The organism is Flavobacterium sp. Leaf359 (assembly GCF_001423985.1).
GTDB lineage: Bacteria > Bacteroidota > Bacteroidia > Flavobacteriales > Flavobacteriaceae > Flavobacterium > Flavobacterium lindanitolerans.
Genome location: NZ_LMPW01000010.1, coordinates 557394 through 572790, shown reverse-complemented (window position 1 = coordinate 572790; position 15397 = coordinate 557394). Strand labels below are relative to the sequence as shown.

14 protein-coding genes are annotated in these 15397 nt (G+C 38.1%); 8 read left to right on the top strand and 6 right to left on the bottom strand.

The window, feature by feature from the left end; genetic code table 11:
* From ASG38_RS06790 to ASG38_RS06780, 4 genes are all read left to right on the top strand, one after another.
* A partial coding sequence (locus tag ASG38_RS06790) for a transposase (RefSeq protein WP_235498573.1) occupies window positions 1–402 on the top strand: 402 nt, incomplete at its 5' end.
* A 265-nt stretch (window positions 403–667) separates the two neighbouring features.
* Window positions 668–793 (top strand): hypothetical protein, encoded by a 126-nt coding sequence (locus ASG38_RS18370; protein WP_255354193.1) that lies wholly within the window; start codon window positions 668–670, stop codon window positions 791–793.
* Window positions 794–827: 34 nt separating this feature from the next.
* Window positions 828–1058 carry a hypothetical protein gene (locus ASG38_RS06785; protein ID WP_157486067.1) on the top strand — a complete coding sequence of 77 codons (231 nt, stop codon included), beginning with the start codon at window positions 828–830 and terminating at the stop codon, window positions 1056–1058.
* A 161-nt stretch (window positions 1059–1219) separates the two neighbouring features.
* Entirely contained in the window at window positions 1220–1666 is a 447-nt protein-coding gene (locus ASG38_RS06780) for a KTSC domain-containing protein (RefSeq protein WP_056068432.1), read from the top strand.
* Between the two features lie 63 nt (window positions 1667–1729).
* Here ASG38_RS06780 and ASG38_RS06775 read toward each other — a convergent pair whose 3' ends face one another.
* Window positions 1730–2686 carry an NAD(P)-dependent oxidoreductase gene (locus ASG38_RS06775; protein WP_056068431.1) on the bottom strand — a complete coding sequence of 319 codons (957 nt, stop codon included), beginning with the start codon at window positions 2684–2686 and terminating at the stop codon, window positions 1730–1732.
* 145 nt (window positions 2687–2831) lie between these two features.
* Between ASG38_RS06775 and ASG38_RS06770 the strand changes: the two genes are divergently transcribed.
* Genes ASG38_RS06770 through ASG38_RS06760 form a run of 3 tightly spaced genes read left to right on the top strand, consistent with a single transcriptional unit; the run spans window position 2832 to window position 5777 of the window.
* Window positions 2832–3545, top strand: a complete 714-nt coding sequence (locus ASG38_RS06770) for a glycosyltransferase (RefSeq protein WP_056068428.1) — start codon at window positions 2832–2834, stop codon at window positions 3543–3545.
* Window positions 3542–4177 carry a lipid-A-disaccharide synthase N-terminal domain-containing protein gene (locus ASG38_RS06765; RefSeq protein ID WP_056068426.1) on the top strand — a complete coding sequence of 212 codons (636 nt, stop codon included), beginning with the start codon at window positions 3542–3544 and terminating at the stop codon, window positions 4175–4177. Before ASG38_RS06770 ends, ASG38_RS06765 begins: the two co-directional genes overlap by 4 nt.
* Window positions 4155–5777, top strand: a complete 1623-nt coding sequence (locus ASG38_RS06760) for a glycosyltransferase family 39 protein (RefSeq protein ID WP_235498572.1) — start codon at window positions 4155–4157, stop codon at window positions 5775–5777. Before ASG38_RS06765 ends, ASG38_RS06760 begins: the two co-directional genes overlap by 23 nt.
* On the opposite strand, the gene ASG38_RS06755 is transcribed toward ASG38_RS06760, so the two are convergent.
* The 4 genes from ASG38_RS06755 to ASG38_RS06740 are packed head-to-tail and all read right to left on the bottom strand — an operon-like array spanning window position 5759 to window position 10722.
* Window positions 5759–7159, bottom strand: coding sequence for a HAMP domain-containing sensor histidine kinase (locus ASG38_RS06755; RefSeq protein WP_056068424.1), 1401 nt, complete (start codon window positions 7157–7159; stop codon window positions 5759–5761). The two genes, ASG38_RS06760 and ASG38_RS06755, sit on opposite strands and share 19 nt — an antisense overlap.
* A gap of 6 nt (window positions 7160–7165) precedes the next feature.
* Window positions 7166–7831: a response regulator transcription factor gene (locus ASG38_RS06750; protein WP_056068422.1), complete on the bottom strand. Its 666-nt coding sequence runs from the start codon at window positions 7829–7831 to the stop codon at window positions 7166–7168.
* 27 nt (window positions 7832–7858) lie between these two features.
* Window positions 7859–8740 (bottom strand): diacylglycerol kinase family protein, encoded by an 882-nt coding sequence (locus ASG38_RS06745; protein ID WP_056068421.1) that lies wholly within the window; start codon window positions 8738–8740, stop codon window positions 7859–7861.
* The gene (locus ASG38_RS06740; protein ID WP_056068420.1) at window positions 8737–10722 is read right to left on the bottom strand and encodes an LTA synthase family protein; all 1986 of its coding nucleotides are present in this window, start codon (window positions 10720–10722) and stop codon (window positions 8737–8739) included. The genes ASG38_RS06745 and ASG38_RS06740 overlap by 4 nt, the downstream gene beginning before the upstream one ends.
* A 135-nt stretch (window positions 10723–10857) precedes the next feature.
* On the opposite strand from ASG38_RS06740, the gene ASG38_RS06735 reads away from it, so the two are divergent.
* Window positions 10858–11730, top strand: a complete 873-nt coding sequence (locus ASG38_RS06735; protein ID WP_056068418.1) for a hypothetical protein — start codon at window positions 10858–10860, stop codon at window positions 11728–11730.
* On the opposite strand, the gene ASG38_RS06730 is transcribed toward ASG38_RS06735, so the two are convergent.
* Window positions 11713–15378 (bottom strand): metallophosphoesterase, encoded by a 3666-nt coding sequence (locus tag ASG38_RS06730; RefSeq protein WP_235498571.1) that lies wholly within the window; start codon window positions 15376–15378, stop codon window positions 11713–11715. The two genes, ASG38_RS06735 and ASG38_RS06730, sit on opposite strands and share 18 nt — an antisense overlap.
* Between the last annotated feature and the right edge of the window lie 19 nt (window positions 15379–15397).

Sequence of the window (15397 nt, the reverse complement as noted above, 5' to 3'; positions counted from 1 at the left end):
TCTAAAGATGGAAAATTGTCCGATTTAATAAGGGATTTTAAGAAGTTTACTGCTAAAACAATTTTAGAAAAAATCCAAGCAGAACCTGAAAGTCGAAGGGAATGGATGCTGGAACGATTCAAAACAGCCACAGAATCTCATAGCCGTAACAAAAATTATCAGTTCTGGCAATATGGAAATCATGCTGAAGAAATTTATTCAGAAAAATTTATGTGGTCAAAATTGAATTATATCCATTTGAACCCTGTTCATGCTGGTCTTGTTGTAAAAGCTTCAGATTATATTTATTCGAGTGCGAGTAATTATGCAAACGGCGAAGGTATTTTGACTATCGAAAAAGCTGATAATCCTGTTATCGATGTGTTAAGAAACAGTTCTTTTGATAATTATAATAGTTATTAATTGCTCAAAGTCAGGAGACTTTGCGCAGCGGGGAATATGTTCGACCACCTTTAGAAGAAGAAAAGTAAACAAAAATATCGCATTTCAGTAGTTTAGCAAATTAGTACACAGACTAAGCTAAAAAAAAATAAACTATTGAAAACAGCATTTAGAATAACAATCAAATGCTGTTTATATGGGTTACTTGGTCATCAGAGTTTTGATAATAATTAAGAAAAAACAACCTTATTCTAATTACATTAATAAAAACGTTGGGAAAATCTAGATGGATGAAAATCTTCGAAAAGGTTATTATAAAAATGCTCATATAGAAATTGAAGATAAAAAAGGTTTGCTTAAAATTGAGCTTGAAAAATTAAGTCCTGTTTTTTTCGATGGCAAATCAAATTAAAGACCCTATACAGTTACAAGTCAAACAGAAAGAAATGGTAAAAATAATATTTGATGGATGGGAAGTTGGTATGAAAAAAATACCATTCGTAAAACTTTTAAACGAGAGAGCTAGTTTGTCGTTAACAGATGCTAAAAAACTAAAAGACAGATTAGTTGATGACAATGAAATTGTCGAAATAAAAGTTATAAATGAAAATTTGGCTAAAGAGATTTTGAAAGAAGCTCAAAAATTAAAAGTAAAAGGTAAGATATTATTTGATTAATCAAAGAATCTAAGAAAGACAGCAAAAAGAGTGTTTCGGTAAAATCTATACTAGCTATAAATCAGTTCCAATCACCATTACAAATTAATACTGAACACCTTAGGATTTTACATTCTAATTTAACTACTTTTGCAGCCGATAAAAAAGGAAGTACTATTACTATGAAAAGAATTGTTGAGCACAGAAAGCTTTTGGGAGTTGACAAAACCGTAACGCTAAAAGAATTAAAAACCATTTACAGAAATACTATGAAGGATTCTCATCCGGATAAGTTTGTAGATGATGAAGCCGGAAGATTGGAAGCAGAGGAAAAGAGCAAATCGGTTATTGAAGCCTATCACTTTTTGGTGAGTATCAATCCGGAAACCCAGGAGCGTTACCGTGAGGAATATGAAGAAACTACTTCCAAGTCTAATATCCATGATTTTTATTATGAGAAGCAGATTTTGGTAATCCAGCATTTGGATGGGAATTCATACGAATATATTGGCGTACCAAGAAACACTTATATCAAAATGGTTAATGCAGAATCGCCAAGCCGTTTTGCCAGAAGACATATTTACGGCAGCTTCATTTACAGAAAAGCAGGCGTTATGGCAGAAGATTAATCTGCATACTACAATAAAAAAGCTCTTGAAATCAAGGGCTTTTTTATTTCAATTTAATTATACCTATGGTGTTTCTTCACAGGCAAAATAGGTGGTATACCACTCTACCTGCGCCCTTAGTCCGTCTTCGAAAGAAGTTGCGGGATTATATCCTAGCAATTTTCTTGCCTTACCAATTACGGCATGTGTACGAATCTGGTCACCGGGACGTGGTGCCACGGTTTCAATCCTTATTTTTTTTCCAGTAATTTTTTCTATAGCATCAATGCCTTGCTGCGTAGTATGTTCTTCCTCAGTACCAATATTGATAATCTGGCTGTCTACCTGAGACTCTTTTCCTATGACACTGACAATACCATCAATAATATCCTGAACATAGGTAAAACTTCTCAAATGCGAACCGCTGCCTTCATACAGCGGAAATACTTCTCCGGAAAAAGCAGCTGCTATAAGTTTGCTATACAATTTTTCAGGTCTTTCTCTTGGTCCGTATACGGAATAAAGCCGCAAGGAGCAGGCCTTAATCTTGTGTTCCCTGCTTGCCGCCAAAACCAGTTCTTCCGCTGCCAGTTTTGTAACGCCATAAAAAGAAACGGGTTCCGGTACTTTTTCTTCATCAAAAGAAGCCTGTAATCCATAGATGGAAGATGTAGCTATATTCACAAAAAGTTTCAGGTTTTTACAACGCAGTGCAAAATCAATCACATTTTTAGTTGCGACAAAATTATTGGAAAGATAATCTTCAAAAGTACAATCGGTTGAAATGCCCGGCTGCGCTGCCAGATGGAAAATGTAGTCAAAGTCCGGTGTCCTATCAGCTAATGCGTTACTATCCCTAAGGTCTAAGGTATGCACGACTATCCCTTTGTCTTGAAGTATTCCCGCATTCAGCTCTTTCAGTTCGGGAGCATAATAGCTTGAAAAATTATCAAAACCTATCGTTTCATGACCCAGACCTTGCAATCTTTCGGCCAAATGTGATCCGATGAAGCCTGCGGCTCCTGTAACGAGCATTCGCATGATTTGGTTGTTTTTTTGTTTACTATAAATTTAAGAAACCCTCTGCGAAATGCTTTCCTTCTTAGATTAACTTTAAGGAAAATTTATGTTAAGCCGACTTCTATTTCATTGATTTTGAAGTAAATTTGAGAGAAAAACCACTAAAATGGACTTTGAGCTTACAATTATAATCCCTGTTTATAATGAAGAAGACAATCTTTTGAGAGTACAACAGGAGCTGTCCGGTTTCATGCTACACGCCCGGAAAAAAGCAAAAGTACTTTTCGTTAACGACGGCTCTAAAGACAATAGTCAAAAAATAATAGAAGAGATTTGTTCCAATATGGATGCTTTTGAATTTATTTCTTTTGATAAAAATTATGGCCTTAGCGCAGCCATAAAGGCCGGATTTGACACGGCCAATACTCCCTGGGTAGGTTATATTGATGCCGACCTGCAAACTGACCCTATGGATTTCAATATTCTTTTGGAATATGCAGACAGTTACGAGCTGGTGACCGGTGTGCGTGCTAACCGCAAAGATTCTTTTGTCAAAAATCTTTCGTCTAAAATCGCCAATGGAATACGTCGTGCTTTCACACATGATGGTATGGACGACACGGGTTGTCCTCTAAAAATTATCCGTACGGATGTAGCCAAAAAAATCCCTATGTTCAATGGTCTGCATCGGTTCCTGCCGGCTATGGTATTATTACAAGGCGGCAGAATCAGGCAAGTGCCCGTCAAACATTTTCCCAGAATAGCCGGTGTATCCAAATTTCATCTTTGGAACAGATTAATAGGTCCCTTACAAGATTGTTTTGCCTATTTGTGGATGAAGAAAAAATACCTCAACTACACTATAAACCGTAAAGGATGAATTCGTGGCTGATATATGCTATTGGATTTACGGCGCAGATTCTTTTTTCGAGCCGGCTGGTTCTCCAATGGATTATTTCTGAAAAACACAAACGCATCCTCACGCCTATATTGTTCTGGCAAATTAGCCTCTTGGCCGCTTTCCTGCTATTTGTTTACGGTTATTTGAGAGATGATTTTTCAATTATGCTCGGACAGGCTATTACCTATTATATCTATATTCGGAACCTTCAGCTTCAGGGAGAATGGAAAAAACTGCACAAAGCTTTCCGCATCTTTATCCTCCTTTTTCCTGTCCTGCTAATTGGTTATGGATATAACAATAATTCCTATGACCTTGACCGACTATTAAAAAATGAAAACATTCCGATTTGGCTGTTATGGCTTGGAATCATCTCCCAAATACTTTTTACGTTCCGGTTTGTCTATCAATGGCTTTATTCCGAAAAAAGAAAAGAATCGTCTTTGCCTTTGGGTTTCTGGACAATTAGTTTTTTTGGCTCATTACTGATTCTTACTTATGCCATTATCCGAAAAGACCCCGTTCTTTTTGCAGGGCATTTCTTAGGCATTATTATTTATTCCAGAAGTATTCTAATTATCCTGAAAAATGAAAAAACTGCTACCTCATAAATATCCGCTCCTATTATTGGCTGTTAGCCTGACATTATTACTTCCGCATCTTGATATTATTTATGTCAACATTATGGAAGCCCGAAATTTTATTACGGCTCGCGAAATGGTTTCTAACAACAACTGGCTGCTTACCACAATTAACAATCTGCCACGTTATGAAAAACCGCCTTTACCTACCTGGCTGACAGCTCTGGCGGGAATCTTATTCGGATTTGACAGTCTTTTTGGTTTACGGCTGCCTGTAGTGTTTGCGACAGTATTTCTGGTATTAATGTCGTATAAATTCTCCAAAAATCTGGAACTGACTAAAAAACAGAGTTTTCAAAACGGACTGCTTCTTATTACTTCTTTTTATATCTTTTTTGGAGGCAGGGATAACCAATGGGATATGTATACGCATAGCTTTATGATGGCTTCACTTTATTTTTTATGGAATCTATTGCAGGAAGACTCCACAAAAGCCAAAAATGCAATACTATCCGGATTATTCTTCGGCTTGTCTTTTCTTAGCAAAGGACCTATTTCGTTATATGCACTATTTCTTCCTTTTCTTATTGCCTATGGATTTACGTATGGATTTAAAGTAAGAAGCCGATGGCATTATGGTATTTTGGTATTGGCATTAGGTACAGCCATAGGACTTTCCTGGCCCTTGTATGTACGGTTTGCTGACCCTGAATCATTTTTAGAAACAACCACAAGAGAAGCATCACGTTGGGCGAGCTATAACACACGCCCGTTTTTCTATTACTGGAGCTTTTTTACACAAAGTGGCATCTGGACCATCCCAAGCCTTATTGCCCTGCTCTATCCTTACATGAAAACCCGTGTTACCAATCTAAAGGCTTACCGATTTACTCTATTGTGGACATTGGCATCCGTAATATTATTATCGCTTATTCCTGAAAAAAAATCAAGATACCTGCTTCCGGTACTGATTCCAATGGCTTTGAATACCGGATTTTATATAGAATATTTTTTTGAAAAATTTAAAACACTGGCCAAAAATGAGAAACGGATGGCTTATTTTGCTTTCGGTCTGATTGGAATCATAGCTGTAGTATTGCCTTTTATTTTACCTTTTGTATTAAAAACCCTGAATGGATTCTGGTTATGGTATGTTTTAGTAGCCATTGCTTCTCTAATTTGCGGTATTATCATCATACGGTCACTGCTAAAAAACAATTTTGGCAAAGTCTTTTACAGCATTATCGCTTTCCAAATTTGCATTATGTTTTTTGGCCTGCCGTTGATTGGCGCATTTTTAGGAAATCCGGATTATTATTCGCCTCAAAAACTTCATGCTGTCAAAGCGAAAGAGCGTATTAAGATTTATGACCTGCAAAATTATTGTCCTGAAATGATTTGGGAATATGGAGAGCCGATTCCTTTAATAATAAACAATGGTAAAATTAAAATTCCAAAGGAAAATCGGTTTGGATTGCTCGTCAACATAGATGATACCACCAGGCTTCGGGAAACATTTAAGGACTATAAAATTGAAAAACTGCTCACCGTTGACATGAATCCGGTTCCAAAATCAAAAAAGAGCCATAAAAAACGTTTAGAACGTGATTTTTATATTGTTTCACGATAATCTGCCGCATCAAACAGTACTGTGGCTGTTGTACCTTTACCCAAATCACTTTGGATATTTAATTCTGCATTGAGTAGAATGCACAATCTCTTTACAATAGACAAACCAAGTCCCGTACCTTTAATGGCCTGACGCTGGCTTTCGGCACGGAAAAATTCGTTATAAATTTTCTGGAGGTCTTCCGGAGCAATTCCAACACCGCTATCGGCAATCAGACAGGCTATTTTACCCTCTGATTCGTGAAGCGTAATGACAATCCTGCCTTTTTCTTTGGTATATTTTACAGCATTTGAAATCAGGTTTTCAATGATAACCGATACTAAATAAGCATCGGAGCGTATTTTATAATGGTCGCTGAATTCGAAACTCAAAGCAATGTTCTTAGCTGCAATTCTTGAGGAATAGCGTTCCAAAACCTGAAGTATGATTTCATCCAATTCAATATTTTCTATCTGCACCGCCGCTTTCTGGTTTTCGAATCGGGCCAGCAGTAATAATTGGTCTGCCAAATCATTCAGGCGATTTACCTCACTGATACAGTATTGTATTTTTTCTTCGTATTCTGAACTATTTCGCGGTTTTCTTATCAGCACTTCCAGAGTTCCCTGTATGACAGCCAAAGGCGTTCGCAATTCATGGGAAGCATCAGAAGTAAATTTGCGCTCCCGTGCCACCGCGTCCTCTATACGGTCGAGCAATTGATTTATGGAAGTTGCCAATTCAAAAAGTTCGTCTTTGTTTTTAGGAAGTTCTATTCTTTGACCCAGATTGTTATTTGTAATCTTGCTGGCCGTATTGATAATATCTACCGCCGGCCTGATACTTTTACCAGCAATAAAGCGTGTAATAAAAAACAAGGCCATCAATACGGCAAAGAAGGCAATAAGAAGCACATTACTTAAATTGTCCAGAAGCCTGAGTTCCTGTTCCATTGACATGGCTATAATAACATAGCCCACTGTATGCCCATGGCTTATCAAAGGTGCCTGCACTTGTCTTATGGGAATATCCGCCAAAAAAGTATCTACCGTATAGGGTTCTTCTTCACCTAACTTTAACTCCAGGGTTTCATCTTTGAGGTTTCGGGATTTTTCATAAAAACGGCCCTTGCTGTCAAAAATCTGCACAAATACAGGATTGACATTAATTTCATTGTGCTCGCTTTCCTCCCATTCGCTGGGCTCAACGAGCATGAGGTGATTAATTGGCTGGCTTTCTACAAATTCCTGATGGTAATGGATTTCTGTTTCGAGATCGTGATTGATGTCATAATTGACTGAAAGCCGAACTACAGAATAGACTATTCCAAAAACAACGGCAATAAGTGCTGCCGCGCTGATAAGGTTGTATACAGCTATTCTGTTTCTGAAAGACAAGGACATAATTGGCTAGATTTCATTTGCAATATAGCCAATTCCACGCACAGTTTTGATATAGTCTTCTTCTTTTCGCAACCCAAGTTTTTTCCGTATGGAATTGATAAATACATCTATAACTCCCGATTCATAATCAAAATGTATGTTCCACACTTCTTTGATAATCTGGCTTCTGCTGCATACGGTGCCTTTATTTTTGATGAGGTATTCTAAAAGTGAAAATTCTTTCTGTGTGAGGTAGACTTCTTCATTATGGATAAAAACCTGATGTTTTTCTTTATCCAAATGGATAGGCCCTAACACATAATTATTTTCTGCAACAGCAGAACGAAACTGCACTTTTATACGTTCCAGAAGCTCTTCAAAACTGAATGGTTTTTTGATATAATCATTGGCGCCTGCCTTAAGTCCTTCGATAGTTTCCTGTACGGTATCTTTGGCTGTCAGAAATAATATGGGGGCTGTCCTGCCGGTTTTGCGGAATGATTTGCAAACTTCTATTCCTGATAATTTGGGAAGCATCCAATCCAGTAACAATAAGTCAAAAGGTTGTGAAAGGGCAAGTCGCAGTGCTTTTTCGCCATCGGAGGCCACAGTCACCGTATAATTTTCTTCTTCAAGCCCTTGCTTGAGGAAGTTTGAAATACCTATTTCATCTTCAGCTACCAGGATATTCATATGCTACAGTTTGATAAAAGTCAATCATTATGCTACCAATACGTTGAGGGATTTCGGCAAAATATCTACCTGTACTTTATTGGTTTCCAACCTGTGATATTCGCCATCGATTTGTACATCAGTAAAAATTCTGTCCGGCAATTCAGCGCTTAAACTTTGAATCATGGCGTGTTCTGCTTTTTTGAATTTTTCACATTGTTTGGCTACAACCAATCCGCCAAAAAACATCTTTTCCAAAAAACCGATACGCGGCACATACAGCATGTCCAAATAGCCGTCAGAAAGACTGGCTTTTGGCGTAAGGCTCATGTTATAACCCATTTCATTGGAATTCGAAATAAAAAGCAAAAACGGGTCAACAAAATGCTCTTTACCATTATACCGCAATATTGCTTTTTGCGGCTTGTACTGGGAACTTGCTTTAAGAGAAGCATTCACATATGCCGAAAGTGTTCGTTTTTTTGTACTCTCGTATTTCTTGATAATCATGGCATCAATGCCAAGTCCCATATTACTGAAAAAGCAATGCTGGTTTACCCTGCCGGAATCAATCGCGACTGATTTTTGTTTCTTTATGATTTCGATAGCCTGCGTTATATTTTTCGGAATGTCAAGATTTGAAGCCAGGCCATTTCCGGAACCTACAGGAATAATTCCAAGTTTTATATTGCTATTGACCAACTGAGAAGCTATTTCGCTGATTGTTCCATCACCGCCACAGGCTACAATAATATCAGGTTTCTGACTTATTGCCTTTTTTGTTAAGTCTATTGCGTGTTTTTTATAGTTGGAATAGTCTATTTCAAGCCTAAAATCGGTTTCCGGAAAATAATGCTCCAGAAATTCTTTAGTGATGCTGTGTTTTCCTTTCCCGGAAATGGGATTAACTATAAAATGAATGTATGTCATTCTTTAAGCAATTTGTTTGTAAATAAATAATCGGCGGCCTGATAACCCGCAATGGTTTCTTCCAAAAACTTTTTGTCCATTGGAATAGGCTTAAGTTCATTGGTTTCTTTGTTCCAATCATAAAAAGCCTGTTTTTTCTGGTCGGATAAAATCATGGCTTTTTCCTTCTTCATATATACCAGCTTTCTGTAGGTTCCCACATAAGCCCGTTCTGTATATTCCTTATCATAAACATTTTTCCCAAAAAAATTAGAACGGTAATTCCAATGTAGTTTTGAAAATAAGGTCGGAAACAAGTCAATCTGCGAACATTGCTGCTGAATTTTTTCCGGTGTTTGGCCCGGCAAATTATAAATAAAAGCCGGAATATGATAATTTGCGACATCAATTTCATCTTTTCCTGCACTACTGGCGCAATGGTCGGCTATAATTACAAAAACGGTATTCTTAAACCATGGTTTACTTTTTGCCTTTTCCAGCATCTGCCCTAATGCAAAATCTGCATACTTCACAGCACCATCCCTATTCGTCCCTGAAGGAATATCGATTTTGTTCGCCGGATAGGTATATGGCCTATGGTTGGAAGTGGTCATGACAAAATTGAAGAACGGTTTTTGGGCAGCATAATGTTCATCTGCCACTTTCAGCATTTTGTCATAAATATTTTCATCACAGATTCCCCATGCATTTTCAAAAGTCACTTCGTTATCATCAATATTATATCGCCGGGTTTTGATTTTATCACTCAATACACTTCCTCTGCCGCGGTCGTATATAGTAAAACCATTTCCGCCAAAATAACTGTTCATATTGTCAAAATAGCCATCGCCACCATAAAAGAAGCTGTTTTGATAGCCTTTAGCTTTAAAAACATTAGAAACCGTATAAAGTCCCTGATTATCTGGCCGCTTTACAATACTCTGTCCGGGAGTAGGCGGTATGCAAAGCGTTACAGCTTCCATTCCGCGTACTGTTCGGGTTCCGGTAGCATAAAGATTGCTAAAGAAAATGCTTTCCTGTGCCAGTTTATCCATATAGGGCGTAATGCCTTTTTCATTGCCGAATTCTTTCATAAAACTGCCACTCATGCTTTCCATCAGTATAAAAACCACATTCGGTTTCGCATCAGAAGGCTGCACATCTGTTATATCTCTTCGGATAGTGGTGCCCTCCTTTAAAAAACGGCTATCAGATTGTTTGACCTGCTCTCTGGCAATTTCAAAAGCTTTTTTCGCATCAATAGAAGTATAGAACCGCGTATATTCCATCTGGTTATTGCGAAACTCTGCAAAAAACGAATAGATTCCTGCTTTGGAAATCTCATTATTATAACGGTTGGAGGACCATTCTGCCTGAGTATTTTTTATAAATCCGATATAAAATGTCAACAGCACAGCAGTAACAGCAAATACCGAAAGTTTTTCTTTTATACTGGCCTTTGCTGCAAATGTCCAGGCAAAAATGCCTTTCTTTTGAAACAAAAAGACAATCAAAAAGGTAATCAGCGCCACTCCCGAAATGAGATAGGGCAACGGATAGGATTCCTGTATGTTGCTGACAACTTCGTGCGTATAAATAAGGTAATCGACAGCAATAAAATTAAAACGGGTACGGAATTCTTCCCAGAAAGTAATTTCTGCAAAAAACACAAATACCAACAACAGCACTGTCAATGAAAAGAAAAAATAAATAAGAAATCTGTCCAATCGGGAACCAACATAACGATTTGGAAACAGTAACAGATAAAGGATTCCCGGCAAGGCCACAAAACCGACTACCCCTATGTCAAAAAACATTCCGGTAGCCAATGTCCTTATTACTGCTATTGGACTCCAGGATACTTCATTCATCTGCCAAAGCATAAATACAATGCGGAGCAGTAATGACAACAGCAGAAATCCTTTAAAAAAATTCCACAATAGCGAAAATCGCGATGAGGAAAATGCCAATCTAAACTTTGACTTGGGGGCCTCCATATTCATAGTGTTTGTTTTGCAAAGTTAACGGCGAACAGAATATTAAATTGGAGTGTTAAGTCAGTATTAAGCAAATCTTAAGAATAGGCAATTTATATTTCTTATCCTCGTTTTCTTATATTTACGTATTAAAATCTGCTTATGAAATCACTTACCTTTCTTCCTGTTTTTTCAATCTTATTTTCCTGTTCGGGAACATCGCAGGAAATACCTACCAATACGAAGAAGCTGCCTTTAAAAGAAGCTTCTGCCGTAGCCGTTTCAAAAGTTTCCAATCTGATTTGGGTAGCCGAAGACAGTGGTAATAAAAACAACATCTACGGACTTACTCCAGAAGGAAAGATTGCGCATGCCGTAACGCTTGAAAATGCAAAAAATGTAGATTGGGAAGATTTGACTGCTGATGAGGAAGGCAATTTATATGTAGGTGATTTTGGCAATAATGACAATATCCGTAAAGACCTTTGCATTTACAAAATCAATGCAGGAGACCTGAAAAATGAGACGGCAGTTTCGCCTTCTAAAGTGGAATTTTACTATCCTGAACAAAATCAGTTTCCTCCTAAGAAATCGGAGCTTTTTTATGATGCCGAATCTTTTTTTATCTACAAAGGGAACTTTTACATTTTCACCAAAAACAGAAGCAAAGGATTTGACGGCACGGTCATGCTCTATAAAGTGCCCAACCAAACCGGTCGTCACAAAGCCCAATTGTTAGGCAAATTTAAAGCTTGCAACAACTATCATAAATGTGCCATTACCAGTGCAGACATTAGTCCTGATGGTAAGAAAGTTGCATTGCTTAGCTCCAGTAAAGTATGGCTATTTTCTGATTTTAAGAGTGATGATTTCCTTAACGGAAAGACCGAAATGTTTGAACTCAATGACGTGACACAAAAAGAAGGCATTTGTTTTAAAGACAATGAGACCTTACTTATTGTAGACGAAAAAAGTAAAAAAACAGGCGGTAATCTTTATGAAATCAAGTTGTCTGACTTAAAATCCAAATCCTAATCCTGCCGAAACCCTAAGGCCATCTGCTGAATTAAAAAGTGACAGCTTGCCTGTAACCAGATTTACGCCATTAATCCAAATACCGCCGCCGTATGCCTGATGCCATTTGTCTGACTCTTCATTAGGCACCCATACACGGCCATAGTCAAAACCTCCAAATACACCATAACGCAGCGGTGCAACGCCATTATCTATTTTCCCGAGATTCCAGCGAAGGTCTGTACTTTGGTAGAATGACTGCTTGCCTGAAAAACGTTGGTTTCTGAAACCACGCAGGTCAGTATCGCCACCCACAGTAGCCGCCTGATAGAATTCGAAGTCATTATCAAACAGAGCTTTTCCTTTTAAAAGTGTAGCCAGCATCCAGTTGCCGCTTGTGGAAATTTTATAGGTAAATCCTAACGAGCCTTCTGCATAGGGAAATTTCCTGTCAGTTTCATTGATATTTATGGTATATCCTCCCATCAGTGAGAAAATCATTCCTAAGGTAGCATTTGATGGATTGTCATAGTTTTCAAAAGTATATTTGGCGCTGAGGTCGACAAAGTTTTTGTAGTCAAAAACATCCGGATTTAGAACTCCAGGCTGACTTACAAATCGCCCGGCAGTTCTGTCTACACTTATTCTTTCAAAACTTGCCTGTACAATTGCCGAACCTCCCATTTCACCCGTCCATTGCAAAGATGGCGTAGCTTTCAGCCTTCTTATCTTGACACGGTTATAGTCCATATTGATATCGTCATCCGGATTTTCTGTCTCATTTCCAATACCGAAATAGTTAACACTAAAGTTAGGGCTTGTGTAAAGCGCATCAATTACAAAATTCCATTTCCCTATCTGATGCGGAAAAACGCCTTTATAGAACAATTCATAACCACTGGTGGCGAAATAATAGTTCCCACCAACAACATGTCTTTGAGAATATGGGAATCTGTTGAATCCGTTTACGGTATAATTGACCCTGGCTCCTATTTTGACACCATCATCCGGGTTGAATCCGAGTAGCGGATAGCCGGCCATCACATTGTATTTTGGCTTTTCGTAGTCGTAGGTATTAATCAGATACGAATCTGAAAGCATTTTTTCTCCTTTTCCGGTATTGACAACCGTATTATCTTTTGTTGAAGAATCATAGATTCTTATTTTACGGCTACTCTCCACATCATAAGTATCGTGGTCTTGCCCTCCAAGGAGTCGTATTTTGAGTTTTCTCCTGCCTTCGCCTTTTACTTCAAAAATATCGTCATCATCCAGACCATACACCCATAATTCTCTGGTTTCCGGAGAATGATAGGTTTTCTGACGGATTAATTCTTCCCTGTCTTTCTTGATACGGTATACCTCAACCTTGGTTACATCTCCATCTCTTGTAATTACAAACCGGTCTTTTTTATCGGTACCGACAATAAGCACTGTCTTTTGCAATACTTTATAATATTGGTGTGCATATTTTTCCAGATGTTTCTTTCTGGCTTTCAGGTCGGATTTTATTTTTTCTATTGAAGCATCCTTAACCTCTTTTGGCAATTTTTCAAAAGCCTTGTCAATTTCAGAATTGGAAAGATTGTCTGTAATGTATTTCGCCTGTTGGCTCCACACTTTTTCATCAGATTTTGTAATAAAGGCCAAATCCAGAGCATAGGCTTCGCGGTTGAACCATTTTACATTATCGAGCTTGTCATCAAATGACCTCATATGACGCAAAGCCGGAAAGTTCATCAAAATAGACAATAATGTACCATCATATCTGGAAAATGCCTGGTCTCTGTCGCGCGGTATCGGTCGATAAATTACTTTGCCGTTTTCTTTATATTCGCCCCATCTCCATTGGTCTGCATGCCTGTCCCAATCGCCAATCAGCATATCGAATAATCTTGCCCTGATATAGCTTGGCTCATCAACTTCATATTTCTCATCAGCTCTGATATTTGCCAGGACATCATCTGTGCTGATAATTTTATCTGGTTTTCCGAAACTCTTGAGGTCTTTGAATGCACTCATAGGACGCTCCTCAATCATATACAACTCATCACCGTATTCTTCATTAAATAATGCCAACCTGTTTTGCTTTGGCACATAAAACAGTTTGGGATTGGAATGGCTTATACCTACTCTGTCTGCCAGTTCAGAAACAATGAATGGCGTGTATGGATGGGCAGTAGTATAAAAATCCATGATAAAATCTTCTGCATACGTATCGCGGAAATCTTTTTCAACTGACTGGTCCTTAAAAGCAACCGACTGCAGGAACCTAGTAGCACTTTTCTTTAAGGCTCTCATGACATATTCCTTACCATCTTTATCTACCAATCGGAGTGACTTTGACTGGTGACCTCCTCCGGAAATGGTAGGAGTCAGACCACCATACAAGGTGTCAAGGCTCACACTTCTGGCTTTTATTGGTGTGCTGTAAATCTTTCTGTAATGTTCTCCCCAAAGAAAACGATAGGCACCGCCTTTAGTCGTCATTTTTACCGTATAAACCGAGGTATCTTTTGATGTTGGGAAATTGTTTGGGTATTCTCTCAAATTTGGTTTTGGCCTCGGGAAAGTAGGTTGTTGTTTGTACAAAAGCCCCTCTTTACCTTTAGAATCAGCTCCGTAATAAGACACTTTTGAAGCGCCATTTCCTAATACTTCCAATACCGCATAACCATTATGTCCGAAGGAAAAATCATTCTCATTGATTGCTCTTGCCGCTTCTTCCTTTGAGCCCGCTCCACTGATAATCTGTTTGATATTATCCTTGTCGATATATTGTAAATTATGGTCATGTCCTGAAACTACTACCACATTATTCCGATTCTGTATGAGTGTCTTGACTCTTTTGACAAAAGCATTGTACTTTTTATTTTGCAGGTCTTGCGGACTGATACCGGAAGTTTTACGCAATAAGTTGATAATTGTACCAATTACCGGCATTGGTATTTTTTTCTCTATCGGGAAAAGGTGTTTTTTCAAAGAAAATTCTCCACCATGTGTTCCATTACTCATCAGTGGGTGATGGATAGCCAGAATTGTTGTTTTTTTCTGATTATCGTTCAGCCTGCTTTCCAGTTCGTCAAAAAACTGTTCCCGCGACTTGATATCACAATCGGTATTGATGGTAGGATGTTTGTCCCAATCTTCCAGATACCATTGGCTGTCGATTACAATTAATGCCACATTATCATTGATATTCAAGTGGTCTATTCCGCAATTCTTTCTTGGGAGGAATGATTTTTTTTCTTTAAGATATTCATTAACCAGCCTTTCCTGTTCTTTCAATCCTTCCACACCGTTATACCAATCGTGATTTCCCGGAATGAATATCGTTTTCCCTTTAAAATTCTTAGACAAAGCAAGCTGTATGTTTAATTTTTCTTCGGCAGTTTTTCTGTCAGGACTTTCTTTTGGCGGCATGCCCAACGGATAAATATTATCCCCTAAAAAAAGTAAAGTACTGTTTGTATCTGCTTTCTTCAACCTTTCTTCAAACAGCTTAAGAATTTGCTTTGCTTTGAGTTCATCAGCATTGCCCGCATCTCCTACCAAATAGAAAGTATGCGAAATTGTTTTCGGATTATCAAAATTATCTTTTATCGTAACAGGCTCCTTGCTTCCAAACTGGGAATGATTTGTAGCACAGGATTGTAAAAAAATTATCAAGCAGATATACTTGAAAGGG

Excerpts from the sequence above, each read along its gene's own strand:
- ASG38_RS18370 (WP_255354193.1), top strand. The coding sequence starts at position 668 with ATGGATGAAAATCTTCGAAAAGGTTATTATAAAAATGCTCATATAGAA.
- ASG38_RS06785 (WP_157486067.1), top strand. The coding sequence starts at position 828 with ATGGTAAAAATAATATTTGATGGATGGGAAGTTGGTATGAAAAAAATA.
- ASG38_RS06780 (WP_056068432.1), top strand. The coding sequence starts at position 1,220 with ATGAAAAGAATTGTTGAGCACAGAAAGCTTTTGGGAGTTGACAAAACC.
- ASG38_RS06775 (WP_056068431.1), bottom strand. The coding sequence starts at position 2,686 with ATGCGAATGCTCGTTACAGGAGCCGCAGGCTTCATCGGATCACATTTG.
- ASG38_RS06770 (WP_056068428.1), top strand. The coding sequence starts at position 2,832 with ATGGACTTTGAGCTTACAATTATAATCCCTGTTTATAATGAAGAAGAC.
- ASG38_RS06765 (WP_056068426.1), top strand. The coding sequence starts at position 3,542 with ATGAATTCGTGGCTGATATATGCTATTGGATTTACGGCGCAGATTCTT.
- ASG38_RS06760 (WP_235498572.1), top strand. The coding sequence starts at position 4,155 with ATGAAAAAACTGCTACCTCATAAATATCCGCTCCTATTATTGGCTGTT.
- ASG38_RS06755 (WP_056068424.1), bottom strand. The coding sequence starts at position 7,159 with ATGTCCTTGTCTTTCAGAAACAGAATAGCTGTATACAACCTTATCAGC.
- ASG38_RS06750 (WP_056068422.1), bottom strand. The coding sequence starts at position 7,831 with ATGAATATCCTGGTAGCTGAAGATGAAATAGGTATTTCAAACTTCCTC.
- ASG38_RS06745 (WP_056068421.1), bottom strand. The coding sequence starts at position 8,740 with ATGACATACATTCATTTTATAGTTAATCCCATTTCCGGGAAAGGAAAA.
- ASG38_RS06740 (WP_056068420.1), bottom strand. The coding sequence starts at position 10,722 with ATGAATATGGAGGCCCCCAAGTCAAAGTTTAGATTGGCATTTTCCTCA.
- ASG38_RS06735 (WP_056068418.1), top strand. The coding sequence starts at position 10,858 with ATGAAATCACTTACCTTTCTTCCTGTTTTTTCAATCTTATTTTCCTGT.